The sequence below is a fragment of the Solidesulfovibrio magneticus RS-1 genome (assembly GCF_000010665.1).
GTDB classification, from domain to species: Bacteria; Desulfobacterota; Desulfovibrionia; order Desulfovibrionales; family Desulfovibrionaceae; genus Solidesulfovibrio; species Solidesulfovibrio magneticus.
Map to the genome: position 1 here is coordinate 5,196,801 of NC_012796.1, position 12,269 is coordinate 5,209,069.

11 protein-coding genes are annotated in these 12,269 nt (G+C 66.4%); 5 read left to right on the forward strand and 6 right to left on the reverse strand.

The genetic code is table 11. From position 1 onward, the window contains the following. Positions 1 to 54 precede the first annotated feature (54 nt). Both DMR_RS21670 and DMR_RS21675 read right to left on the reverse strand, forming a co-directional pair. Entirely contained in the window at positions 55 to 618 is a 564-nt protein-coding gene (locus DMR_RS21670; protein WP_015863191.1) for a DUF2148 domain-containing protein, read from the reverse strand. Further along, positions 615 to 1,583, reverse strand: coding sequence for a chromate resistance protein ChrB domain-containing protein (locus DMR_RS21675; RefSeq protein WP_015863192.1), 969 nt, complete (start codon positions 1,581 to 1,583; stop codon positions 615 to 617). Before DMR_RS21675 ends, DMR_RS21670 begins: the two co-directional genes overlap by 4 nt. Positions 1,584 to 1,697: 114 nt before the next feature. On the opposite strand from DMR_RS21675, the gene DMR_RS21680 reads away from it, so the two are divergent. Beyond that, complete coding sequence (locus DMR_RS21680) at positions 1,698 to 2,855, forward strand: acyltransferase family protein (protein WP_173362489.1); 1,158 nt, start codon at positions 1,698 to 1,700, stop codon at positions 2,853 to 2,855. A 158-nt stretch (positions 2,856 to 3,013) separates the two neighbouring features. On the opposite strand, the gene DMR_RS21685 is transcribed toward DMR_RS21680, so the two are convergent. The 3 genes from DMR_RS21685 to DMR_RS21695 form a co-directional block, all read right to left on the reverse strand. Then, the gene (locus DMR_RS21685; protein WP_015863194.1) at positions 3,014 to 4,300 is read right to left on the reverse strand and encodes an EAL and HDOD domain-containing protein; all 1,287 of its coding nucleotides are present in this window, start codon (positions 4,298 to 4,300) and stop codon (positions 3,014 to 3,016) included. 204 nt (positions 4,301 to 4,504) lie between these two features. Then, positions 4,505 to 5,911 (reverse strand): sensor histidine kinase, encoded by a 1,407-nt coding sequence (locus DMR_RS21690; RefSeq protein ID WP_015863195.1) that lies wholly within the window; start codon positions 5,909 to 5,911, stop codon positions 4,505 to 4,507. Next, positions 5,895 to 6,566: a winged helix-turn-helix domain-containing protein gene (locus tag DMR_RS21695; protein ID WP_006920460.1), complete on the reverse strand. Its 672-nt coding sequence runs from the start codon at positions 6,564 to 6,566 to the stop codon at positions 5,895 to 5,897. The genes DMR_RS21690 and DMR_RS21695 overlap by 17 nt, the downstream gene beginning before the upstream one ends. A 362-nt stretch (positions 6,567 to 6,928) precedes the next feature. On the opposite strand from DMR_RS21695, the gene DMR_RS25125 reads away from it, so the two are divergent. Continuing rightward, positions 6,929 to 7,099, forward strand: a complete 171-nt coding sequence (locus tag DMR_RS25125; RefSeq protein WP_015863196.1) for a hypothetical protein — start codon at positions 6,929 to 6,931, stop codon at positions 7,097 to 7,099. A 191-nt stretch (positions 7,100 to 7,290) separates the two neighbouring features. Here DMR_RS25125 and sfsA read toward each other — a convergent pair whose 3' ends face one another. Next, positions 7,291 to 8,025 (reverse strand): DNA/RNA nuclease SfsA, encoded by a 735-nt coding sequence (sfsA, locus tag DMR_RS21700; RefSeq protein ID WP_015863197.1) that lies wholly within the window; start codon positions 8,023 to 8,025, stop codon positions 7,291 to 7,293. A 93-nt stretch (positions 8,026 to 8,118) separates the two neighbouring features. Between sfsA and DMR_RS21705 the strand changes: the two genes are divergently transcribed. The 3 genes from DMR_RS21705 (at position 8,119) to DMR_RS21715 (ending at position 12,259) form a co-directional block, all read left to right on the forward strand. Next, complete coding sequence (locus DMR_RS21705; RefSeq protein WP_015863198.1) at positions 8,119 to 9,297, forward strand: pyridoxal phosphate-dependent aminotransferase; 1,179 nt, start codon at positions 8,119 to 8,121, stop codon at positions 9,295 to 9,297. Between the two features lie 64 nt (positions 9,298 to 9,361). Further along, positions 9,362 to 10,810 carry a sensor histidine kinase gene (locus DMR_RS21710; protein WP_015863199.1) on the forward strand — a complete coding sequence of 483 codons (1,449 nt, stop codon included), beginning with the start codon at positions 9,362 to 9,364 and terminating at the stop codon, positions 10,808 to 10,810. A 75-nt stretch (positions 10,811 to 10,885) separates the two neighbouring features. Continuing rightward, on the forward strand, positions 10,886 to 12,259 hold the full coding sequence (locus DMR_RS21715; RefSeq protein ID WP_015863200.1) for a sigma-54-dependent transcriptional regulator: 1,374 nt from the start codon (positions 10,886 to 10,888) through the stop codon (positions 12,257 to 12,259). Positions 12,260 to 12,269: the final 10 nt, after the last annotated feature.

Below are 12,269 nucleotides of genomic sequence, written 5' to 3' on the forward strand. Positions count from 1 at the left end.
CTGCCGGGACGGACGGCCGCCCCGGCCTGGTGATCTTGAGGGGGGGCGACGCCCTTAGTGGGCCTTGGGGGCCGAGCGGTCGTAGAAGATCGACTTGCCGTAGACGCCCACCGGAATGCCCATGGCCACGCCGGCGTCAATGTAGCCCAGGGCCCGGGCCGCCGCGCCCACGCGCTGCTGCACCCGGTTGTCGATGGACAACAGCCCGGCCGTCTTGGCCGCCGAGGACAGGGCCACGCCGATGTCCATCATGCGCATGACGCAGTGGGGGCCGCTGTAGCCCATGGCCTTGTCGGTCATGGTCCGCCCCTTGGCAAAGGCGGAACACGTCTCGAAGCCGCAGGCCCCGCAGTCGTAGCCGGCAGCGGCCGAGGTCTTGAGCCCGACCAGGAGCAGGGCCTGGGCCTGTTCGATGTTGGCCGCGTCGCGCCGCCAGAAGGCCTCGTTGGTGCTTTGTGGGGCATAGGTCCGCATGGCCGTGGCGATGCGGGCCAGGTCGGCCGCGTCGGTGACCACCACGATTTCCAGATGATCCTTGCCTCCGGCCTTGGGGGCGGTGCGGGCGGCGGCGGCCATGAGGCCGGCGGCCTGATGCACGGCGTCACGCATGTCCATCATGAAGCTCCTTGGGTTTCGATTGCATAGGAAGCGGCCAGGGCGTCGAACAGGTCCAGGCCCCGGCGCAGGCGCTCGGCGTCGTCGCGGCAAACGGCGCACAGGCCGTCCAGCAGCCGGCGCACTCCGGCGGTTTCGGGGGGAGCGGTCTCGAAGTCGCCCAGGTCCACGGCCCGGATGACGGCGGCCAGCCGGTCGCAGGCCACGGCCTCCAGGCCAAACGCCTGGCGCATGACCTCGAAGGTGATGCGCGGCCCGACATGGGTGAAGGGCGCGCCGGCCATGTCGAAGGCCACGGCCTGGGGCGGGAGGTCGTCCAGGGTGTCGGCGTAGGCGATGGCCGCCTCGGGGTCGATGCCGCGCCGCACCAGCCAAAACGAGGCCAGCCGATCCACGTACAGCCCCGGCCGGGTGACCCACAGCCGGCCCCGGTAGGCGGCGGGATCGCAAGGCGCGATGGCCGTCTCCTCGGAGGCGGACCCCGCCGCGCCGGCCAGCCGGGCGGCCAGAGCGCCCAGCAAGCCGGCCACCACCGGCCCGCCGGGCGCGTCGAAAAAGTCGATGGCCCGCTCGGCCTCATGCCGCCGGGTCAGGCGACGCAGCTTGGCAGCCGTTTCCTTGTCGTCCAAGGTTTCGGCGGCCAGGGCGGCCCGGGCCTCGGCGGCAAGCTGGGCGTAGGCCTCGTCGCGGGCCTTGCGAAAAACCGCCACAACCGCCTCGTGGGCCATGTTGGCAATGTCGGGACAGGCGAAAAACACCGCTTCGCCGCCGCCCTGCTCCACTTCGCCGGCCAGCCAGGTCAGCTGCTCATGAAGTTCCGGCGACCAGGGCAGCACGTACAGCCCCCCCTTGAGCGAGGCCGCCCCGAGCCCGGCCAGTCGCCGCAGGGTCCGCACCCGGCCGGACTGCCGGCTGGCCGGTTGGGAAAAGGAAAAGACCAACCATGTTTTGTTACACATGGCTTTCATCTAGATACATCTGTTACAAAGTCAAGATTCTTTCGATGAGGCAAGCGAGAATCTTCCGGTTCAGGGCCGGCCGGCGACGCTTTCCAGGCGCAAGCGGCCATGGTAGGGGGCGCGATGTCAAATACGCCGGGGCGACCGCCCTTTCTCCCGGGCCTTGGCGGACTGCGCGGGCTGGCCGCCCTGGCTGTGCTGGTGGGCCACGGCGTGGCCTGGCTCACGCCGCTGCCGCAAACTCCCGACCTCTATGAACCCTTCGCCCGACTCACCCGGTGCGGACTGTCGGCCTTTTTCGTGCTGTCGGGATTTGTGCTGGCCTACAACCACAGCGCGGCCATGGCCGCCGGGGAGCTGCCCTTTGGGCGCTTCGCCATAGCCCGGCTGGCCCGGCTCTATCCGGTCTATCTGCTGACGCTGGGGCTGGCGGCCGGGCTGGCCCTGCTCAAGCACGGCCCAGGCTCCTTTGGCGGGCCGGGCCATTTGCTGGCCTTTGCCAGCCTCACCCAGACCTGGTTTCTCGTGCCGGGCTGGCCTCAGATTTTTCCCCTGGCCTGGGCCGTGAGCGTGGAAGTCTTTTTCTACCTGGCTTTCCCGGCCACGGCTTGGCTCTTAGCCCGGGCGCGCACGCCCCGGGCGGCCCTGGGCCTTATCCTGGCCGCCTTGGCCCTGGCCCTGGCCCTGGACGGGCTCGGCGCGCGCCTGTGGCCCCAGCTCTTCACCGCCTACGCCGCCCGCCACCCCGAATGGGCCGGCACGCCCGGCGAACTGGCCGCCCTGCTCTTTCAGTGGCTCTTCTATTCGAGTCCGTATCTGCGGATTTTCGAGTGGCTCATGGGCGCGGCGGCGGCCCGCTTTTTTCTCTTGAAGCCGCAGGCCCCGGCAAACCTCGACATCGTCGCCGCCCTGAGCCTGGCCGGCCTGCTGGTCGTGCCCCTGCCCCAGGACAGCTTCTTTCTCCAGATCGTGGCCCAAAACGTGCTCTACGCGCCTTTTTTGACCGCCCTGCTCCTGGCCTTGGCCGCCCGGCCCCGGGCCTTTCTGTCCGCCCGCCGCCTGGACGCGGTCAGCGCCGCGAGCTTGTCGATCTACCTCGTCCAGACCTGGACGCTGGGCGTCTTTGCCGGCCCGCCGGAAACAGGCTGGCCCGAAGCCCTGCTCCGCCTGGCCGCCGGCCTTCTCGCCACCCTTTGCGTCGGTCTGGTTGTCGCACGCTGCATCGAACATCCCGCGGCGCGGCGGATACTGGCGAAGCGTCCGCAGCGTCCGGGGGCCTAAGGCCCCCGGACGCCCGTATGGCATTGTGCTTGGCAGGGAGTGGCGCGCTGTCGGCCGGACGGCCAAAGCGGGCGTGGAGGGGACGGGCCGGCTTCGCGTCCTGGGCCTGAGGCTTCCGGACGCCTCGCCTGAGCCGCCCGCTTCCGTGAGGCCTGTGCCTACTGCCGGGCCTTTTTGCCGGTCGGCGGCGGCGCGTCGGTCTGGGTGGCGAAAAAGCCGCTGCTGTAGGCCATGGCCTCGCTGGCGCAGACCTTGACCGCGTCGAGTTCCAGCCCAAGTTGCCGGGTCAGGTCGGCCAGGCGCGGCCAATCCGCGTCCTCAATGCACTCGGCCAAGTCGAGCAGGGGCTGGTATTCGTTCTGGGCGTCGCGGCGTAGGGCCGACTTGAGCTTTTCATCCAGCGGCAGATGCTCGGCCACCTGCCGCATGGGCAGGCCCAGGATGGCGTCAAGCAGGGAAAAAAGCCCGAGCAGAAAGAGCGTTCCCGGGTTGAAGTCCCAGAAATCGTAGCGGGTGGTGACAAGCTCCAGGAGTCTGGCCCGCTGCAAGGACAGCTCGGCCAGCTCGCGCGGCATGTCGCCGCCCTGGGCCATGTCGGCCAAAAGCACCGCCCGCAGCCAGTTGCGGATCTTGATGCTGCCAAGGATCATGATGGCCTGCTTGATGGACTGGATTTTTTGCGGCAGGCCGAAGGCGGCGCTGTTGAGGTAGGACAGCAGCCGAAAGCTCACGGACACGTCGGCGGAAATGGCCTCGGCCAGGGCGTCCACGTCCGGGTCCTCGGATTCGATGAGTCGCAAAAGCTGGAAGCGGCTCATCTGGTGGGAGGTGAGCTTGCGCTCGGACACCAGCTCCGGTTCCTTGAAAAAACGGCCCTGGAACACGGCGAATCCGGCGGCCTTGAGTTTTTCAAAGGTATCGAGGCTGCCCACCCGGGAGGCCCACAGCAGGGCCTTGCCGCCCTTATTGCGGGCGGCGATGGGGGTCGGGTCGTCGGCGCCGCCCGCATCGAAGCACCACACGTCGGCCAGGGCGGCCAGTTCGGCCAGATCGGGCTGGCCGGCGCCCACGTCCACGGCCAGGCTGTAGCCGTCGGCTCGAAGCCGGGCGGCCAGCTCGACGACCTCCCTGGGCCGCGAGGCCTGGCCCACGAATTTCACCACGCCGTGGGCCGGCGGCAGGGCATAGGGGGCCTGGGCCAGGAAGCCGACCTCATCAAAGGGCACGGCCACTTTCTTGCCGCGCTCCACGGCGCTTTGCACGCCCATATAGGAGGTGGAGGCCAGGGAGCCGGCCAGATGCTCCTGGTCGGCGAAGCAGGCCAGGGCCGAGCAGGCGTCCGCGCCGCCCTGGATCTCGTAGCCCCACAGCTTGCGTTTGACGTCGAACAGGGCCTGCTTGGTGAAGAAAAACGGGCTGGCGCCGGATTGGCCGTTGTCGCTCATGGTCGACCCCAATGCGGTTACTCGGTTGGAGGGCGGCAAGACATGGCGAGACTTTTGCCGAACATGCCCCAGCCTGGGCCGTTTGACAACGGCTTTCGCGCTCGTTGCCGGGTTGCCCAGGCCGTATTTCAGAAACAGGGGATAATACTGCGTCGCCGGATTCGGTTGCGCCAGTGGGGCGGGTGCGACGTTGCGGAAAACGCGTCAGACGTCCTCACCGGCCAGGGGCAGGCGGAAGGCGAAGGCCGAGCCCCGTCCCGGCTCGCTTTCCACCTCTATGGCCACGCCGTGGGCGAAAAGCACGGCCCGCACCAGGGAAAGCCCCAGGCCCAGGCCCCGTTCGGAGCGGCTGCGGTCGGCCCGGTAGAGGCGGTCGAAAATGCGGGGCTGGTCTTCGGCGGCGATGCCCTGGCCGGTGTCGGCCACCCGCACGGCCACGAAGCGGTCTTCCCGGGCGGCGGCCACCGTCACCCGGCCGCCGGGCGGGGTGTACTTGACGGCGTTGTCGATGAGGTTGGCCAGCACCTGGCGCAGGCGGTTGGGGTCGGCCAGAACGGGCAGGGGGCCGGCGGCGGCCACGGAAAGGGCCACGCCCTTTTCCTCGGCCACGTATTCGTAGAGTTCGGCCGCCTCGGCTGCCAGCCGGGCCATGTCGGCCACTTCCAGACGCAGGCGCATGGCTCCGGTCTCGGCCTCGGAGATGTCCATGAGCGCCCCGAGCATGGCGACCATGCGTCGGGTTTCCTCGGCGCAGTCGAGCAGGGCCTCGCGCAGCTCGGCCGGATCGTTTTTTGAGGCCACGGCCATTTCCACGGCGGCCAGGGTCCGCGTGGCCGGGGTGCGCAGGTCGTGGGCCACGTTGTCGAGCGCCTCGCGCATCCCGGTGATGAGCGTGCGGATCTTGTCGAGCATGGCGTTGAAAAGCCGGGCCAGTTCGCTCAGTTCGTCGCCGGCCCCGACCTCGGGCACCCGGGCGTCCATGCGGCCGGTGTCGATGGCCCGCACCGTGTCGATGAGGTCTTTTAAGGGCGTGAGCACCCGCCGGGCCAGGACGAAACCGGCGGCCAGGCCCAAAAGCGCCACCGGCAGCATGATGCCGGCGAAAATGACCCGAAACCGGGCCAGCAAGCCCTCGCGGTCGCTGGCATCCTTGCCGATGGTCACCGACCCCCCGCCGGGAAGCGCCCGGCAGCCGATTTCCGTAAGTCCCCCGTCGGGATCGGGACCCGGCACAAAGGCCCACTGCACCGACGGCCCCGGGACCAGGGGCAGGACCTCCGGCAGGGGCACGGAGTCCTCGGGCGACTGGCTGAACAGGGTGGCCCCGTCCGGGCCGGCCACCCGTAGCAGATACTCCTCGACATCAATGTTTTCCTGCTCCAGGCGCAGGAAATCGAGCAGACCGGCCAGGCCTTTTTTCTGGCTCACGGACACGTATTCCCGCAGTTTCTGGGCCATGGCCACCCGGTCGCCCTCGCGCACGGCTCCCGAGAGCAGGGAGTAGGCCAGGACGAACAGGGTCAGGGCGCTGCAGATGAAGATGCAGGAGTACAGCGCCGTCAGGCGCAGGGTGGTGGAGCGCAATAGCGGCCGGCTATTCCTTGAGAACATAGCCGACCCCGCGCAGGGTATGGAGCATCTTCCGGTCGTAGTCCCGGTCGATCTTGTTGCGCAGTCGGCAGACGAGGACGTCCACGAGATTGGTCTGGGGATCGAAGTGGTAGTCCCAGACGTGCTCCATGATCATGGTCTTGGACAGCACCTTGCCGGGATTGCGCATGAAGTATTCAAGCAGGGCGAACTCCCTGGGCTGGAGCTGCACGGCCGTCTCGCCCCGGGACACCTCCCGGGTGAGCAGGTTCATGGACAGCTCGCCCACGGTCAGGCGGGTGGGCTCCGAAGCGCTGGTGGAACGGCGGATCAGCGCCTGGACCCGGGCCAGGAGTTCGGCAAAGGAAAAGGGCTTGGACAGATAATCGTCGCCGCCGGTTTCAAGGCCCCGCACCCGGTCCTCCACCGACCGCTTGGCCGAAAGGATGATGATGGGGGTCATGATTTTGCGGCGGCGCAGTTCTTCAATGACCTGCAAGCCGTCCAGGCCGGGCAGCATGACGTCGATGATGGCCACGCAGTAGGGCTCGGTGGCGGCCAGATGCAGGCCGTCGGGGCCGTTTGCCGCATGGTCCACGGCAAACCCGCTCTGGCGCAGGCCGCCAAGGATGAAGGAGGCGATTTTCTCGTCGTCCTCGACGAGGAGGATGCGCATGACAGGAACGTCCTTTGCGGTGTTGGCGGCCTGGGCGAGGCTGCCCGGCCGCCGCTCTGGATGCATCGGGGTATACATAGAACTCCCCATAATGACCAGCGCCCGGCCGGGCTACGGTTTTCCAGCTTTTTTCAGATCTGTAATCGCCCTGTAAGGATCATGTAACGTACTGAAATCGTACTTTAAATTTCACTCCTGTAATGAACGGGTAAGCGCCGGGAAAGGAAGACGGGCCTAGACCGTTGCCATCGACACGGCGGCTGCGGCCCCGGTCGATACGGGAGGGCCCGCGCCGAGGGAATCGTCCCGGTCGGTTGGGGGATGCCAGAAACCGCTTACCCTTTTTACAAGGAGTCCATACCATGAAAAAGATCGTCATCTTCACCGTCGTGTCCTGCCTGCTCGCCACCTCCATGGCTTTCGCCGGCACCAAGAAAAAGGCCAAGAAGCCTACCAAGGACGGCAGCTACTCCGTGGTCGAGATCATGAAGGACAAGAAGAAGAACACCAAAAAGACCACCCCCGCCAACTAGTTTCGGCGGACCGCCAGGAGCCGACAAAGCCCTGCCTCGGCGGAAGATTTGTCGATCCACTGCACCCCCCCTGCGGCAATGCCGCAGGGGGGGTGTTGCATTGCGCGCCGCCGATTGCGGTTGTCGCCGCGCGCACCGGCAGGCTTGGAACCCGAAAACGGCCGTGTCGCCGGCCCTGTCGTCGCGGCCCCCTACCAGGCCGCCAGCGGCAACCGCTCGCCAAGCGCCACGCCGGCGGCGCTGACGGCGGCGCGGTAGGGCAGGACGAGGACGCCGGCGGCGGCGGCTTCGGCTAGCAGATCGGCGTATTCGGGATCGATGACGGCGGCCGGGGCGAAGCAACGGCCGTCGGGGCGCTGGACGCAGTAGAAGATGGCGGCCTTGTCGCGGCCTTCCCGGGCCAGCCGGGTGAGTTCAATAAGATGTTTGCGCCCGCGTTCGGTGGCGGCGTCCGGGAACATGGCCGCGTCGTCCTCGACCATTGTCACGTTTTTGCATTCCACGAAGCAGCGTCCGGCCGGGCCGGTGAGGAGGAAATCGAGGCGGCCGTCGGCAAAGGGCGGTTCGGGGCGGGCCGCGTCGTAGCCTATAAGCTCCGGGATGGCCCGGGCGGCCACGGCCCGGCGCAGCAGCCGGTTGGGGGTGAGCGTATTGACCCCGACCCAGAAATCGCCGGCGAAATCCGGCACTTTCGTCATTTCCAGGGTGTAGGGCAGCCGCCGTTTGGGATTGTCGGACGTGGACAGGCCGATGGTCGCGCCCGGGCGCAGCAGCCCCAGCATGGAGCCGGTGTTGTTGGCGTGGGCGGTGATGGGGCCGTCCGGGCCTTCGGCATCGACGAGAAACCGTTTGTAGCGCCGCACGAACCGGGCTTCGAGAATGGGGCCGGGGTGGGGCAAAACGACTCGGGTCGGTTCTCGCTCCATGATTTACCTTCCAGGCATTATGCTTTAGAGTTCCGACCCGGCCGCGTCCGACGCGGTCCCCGCCATCAACCCCCAAGCCAAGGATTTCGGGCCATGCGCACCGCGCTCCGTATGCGTCTCGTCGCCCCGTCCGCCACCCTCGGCATGGCCGCCAAGGCCGCCGATCTGCGCCGTCAGGGCAAGGCCATCCTCGACCTCTCGGCTGGCGAACCCGACTTCAACACGCCCCAGCACATCAAGGACGCCGCCAAAAAGGCCATTGACGACAATTTCACCCGCTATACGCCGGTGCCGGGCATACCGACCCTACGCGAGGCGGTCACCGGGTATTACAAGAAAATCTACGGCGTGCCCGTGCCCAAGGAGGCGGTCATCGCCACCAACGGCGGCAAGCAGGCCCTGTATAATCTCTTCCTGGCCGTGCTCAACCCCGGCGACGAAGTGCTGGTGCCGGCCCCCTACTGGGTCAGCTACCCGGACATGATCCGTCTGGCCGGCGGCGAACCCGTGGCCGTGCCGAGCAGCCCGGAAAACGGCTTCCTCGTTACCGTGGAAGACCTTGACCGGGCGGCCACCCCGGCCACCAGGGCCATGGTCCTCAACTCGCCCTCCAACCCCACCGGGGCCCATTACACCGCCGAACAACTCGACGCCATCATGGCGTGGGCCGTTTCCCGGGGCATCTACATCGTCTCCGACGAGATCTACGACCGCCTTGTCTACGAGCCGGCCAAGCCCGCCTCCATGGCCGGCTGCTTCGCCATGTACCCGGACAACGTGGCCGTGGTCGGCGGCCTGGCCAAGAGCTTCGCCATGACCGGCTGGCGCATGGGCTACTGCATTGCCCATCCCGACGTCATCCGGGCCATGTCCACCCTGCAAAGCCAGTCCACCTCCAACATCTGCTCCATCGTGCAAAAGGCGGCCATCGCGGCGCTGACCGGCCCCCTGGACTGCGTGGAGGAGATGCGCCAGGCCTTTGCCCGCCGCCGCGACCTGTGCCTGTCCATCATAAGGACCTGGGACAAGGCCTTTTGCCCCGTTCCGGCCGGCGCGTTCTACCTGTTCCCGAGCCTTTCGGCCTACTACAACGAGGCCGTGCCCAATTCCACGGCCCTGTCCGAAGCGCTTTTGACCGAAGCCGGCATCGCCACCGTCCCGGGCGTGGCCTTTGGCGAGGACCGCTGCGTGCGTCTGTCCTACGCCACCAGCGACGAAACCCTGGAAAAAGCCCTGACCAAGATGGGCGATTTCCTCAAAAACCTCGGTTAGCCGGGCGCACAAGCCCGAAACCCCGACGGCGGCCGGTCCCGCGACCGGCCGCCGCGAGCAAGGCGTGACCACAAAGCTGCGTAAAGACGATGATCAATCCCTGGGGTTCGTCAAGTTCCTGTCCTGGAGCTCCCTGGCGCTGATCCTGCTCGTCAACTTGTTCCTGTCCATCTTTCTTTCCAACTACGCCCGCCAGGACGTGCTGGCCAAGCAGAAGGAATTCGCCCTGCTTCTGGCCGAAAACCTCAACCACCAGATCTACCAGCGCTTCACCCTGCCCACGGTCATCGGCTTTGGCCGGGTGGAACTGTCCCAGCCGGCCCAGTACGACCGCCTGGACAAGACGGTGCTGTCCACCATCCACAGCTTCCACGTCAGCGAAGTGCGCATCTACGACCACGACAAGCGCGTGTCCTATTCCACCGACAAGGAGCTGGTCGGCCAGTCCGGCTATGCCGGCGCGGCCATCCTCGAAGCCCTGGAACAGGGCACCTCGAGCTTCCAGGTGGTGACCCGGGCCGGCATGTTCGGCGGCATCTTCGATTTTTCGCCCAAGCCCGACACGGTGACGCTGAAAACCATCTATCCCCTGCGCACCGAACGGTCGCTGGTGCCCGGCAACCCCCAAGGGTTCATCATGGGCGTGCTGGAATTCACCCAGGACATCACCGACGACTACCAAAAAGTCGTCGATTTCCAGCGCATCATCATCGCCACCTCGCTTATGTCCTCGTTTTTGCTTTTCGTCATGCTGCGCATCATCATCAGCCGGGCCGGACGCATCAACGCCCAGCGCATCGCCGACCGGGAGCGCCTGGAACGCGAACTCCAGCAACAGGAAAAGCTCGCCGGCATGGGCCGCATGGTGGCCGGCATCGCCCACGAAATCCGAAACCCCCTGGGCATCATCCGCTCCACAGCCGAACTGCTCCTCAAGCGGGCCAAGGACGCCGACCCGGCCAACGCCCGGCTGCTCTCAGCCATCTTCGACGAATCCAAGCGCCTGTCCAAGACCGTGGGCGACTTCCTGGACTACGCCCGGCCGAAAAACCCGCGCCAGGACGAGGTCGATCTGGCCCTTATCTGCGACCAGGCGCTGACCTTCCTCGAAGCCAAGTGCGAGGAACTCGGCATCGTCGTCAGCCGCGACTACGCCCCGGGGCTCACCGTTCGCGGCGACAAGGATCTCCTCTACCGGGCCGTCTACAACGTGCTTTCCAACGCCCTGGACGCCATGGCCGAGGACAAGGAGAAAGTTCGCGACCCGGCCCTGGCCGTGGCCGCGACCCGCGACGGCGACGAGCTGACGCTGACCATCGCCGACACCGGCCCCGGCTTTTGCCCGGACAACAAGGACCGCGTGCTGGACCCGTTTTTCACCACCAAGGACGCCGGCACAGGCCTGGGACTGGCCATCGTGCGCACCATCGTGGAAAGCCACAATGCCGCCCTGGCCCTGGACAATGCCCCCGAAGGCGGCGCCCGGGTGACGATGACGTTTACGGCGGCTTAGGTTTTGAAGAGAAGATGCCTCCGGCGTCTGGGGGCCTGAGGCCCCCAGACCCCCCATCCAACGAGAAGAGCCACCATGCCCAGCCAGATTTTGATTTTAGACGACGAGAAGAACTATCTCCTCATCCTGGAGACCATGCTCGGCGACGCCGGCTATGCCGTCACCGCCCTGGACGACCCGGAGACCGGCCTGGCCTTCCTGGACGAATCGGAAGTGGACGTGGTCATCACGGACATGAAGATGCCCAAGGTCACGGGCCAGCAGGTGCTGGAGCACGTCAAGCGCAACTATCCCTATATCCCGGTCATCATCATGACCGCGTTCGGCAGCATCGAAGGCGCGGTGGAGGCCATGCGCATCGGGGCCTTTGACTACATCGCCAAGCCCTTCGCCAACGACGAGCTGCTGCTGACCGTGGAAAAGGCCAGCCGTTTCGCCGCCGCCCAGCGCGAGAACATGCTGCTGCGCCAGTCCCTGGAAGACAAGTTCTCCTCGGAGAACATCATCGGCCGGGGCAAGGCCATGCAGCGGGTGCTGGAGATGATCGCCAAGGCCGCGCCCACCAAATCGACCGTGCTCATCACCGGCGAATCCGGCACCGGCAAGGAGCTTTTCGCCAAGGCCATCCACTACGCCTCGCCCCGCAAGGACGCGGCCTTTATCTCGGTCAACTGCATGGCCTTGGCCTCGGGAGTGCTGGAATCGGAACTGTTCGGCCACGAGAAAGGGTCGTTTACCGGCGCGGTGGCCCGCAAGCGCGGCCGTTTTGAAATGGCCCATCAGGGCACCATCTTTCTCGACGAGATCGGCGAACTCTCGCCCGAGCTCCAGGTCAAGCTCTTGCGCGTGCTCCAGGAACGCAAGTTCGAGCGGGTGGGCGGCTCGGACCCCATCGAGGTGGACATCCGCATCCTGGCCGCCACCAACCGCAATCTGGCCGAGGCCGTGGCCGCCGGAACCTTCCGTGAGGACCTGTATTACCGCTTAAACGTCGTCCACATCGAAACGCCGCCCTTGCGCGAACGCCGCGAGGACATCCCCATCCTGGCCGCCCATTTCCTCACCCGCTACTCCGGGGAAAACAACAAGGTCTTCAAGGGGTTTTCCCCGGAAGCCATGGAGTACCTGACGGCCTACGAATGGCCCGGCAACGTGCGGCAACTGCAAAACGTGGTGGAACGCTGCGTGGTGCTGGCCGCCTCGGACGTGGTGCAGGTGGAGGATCTGCCCACGGAAATCCGGGACGAGGAGAGCCAGTACAAATCCGCCGTGGATCTGCTGCCGGTGACCATCAACTTAAATGACACCCTGGAAAAAATCGAAGTGGCGCTCATTCGCCGGGCCTTGGCCCGCTCCAACTTCGTCCAGGTCAAGGCGGCGGAGATGCTGGAAATTTCCAAGAGCCTGCTGCAATACAAGCTCAAAAAATACAAACTCACCGGCCACTAAGCCGCCAGCG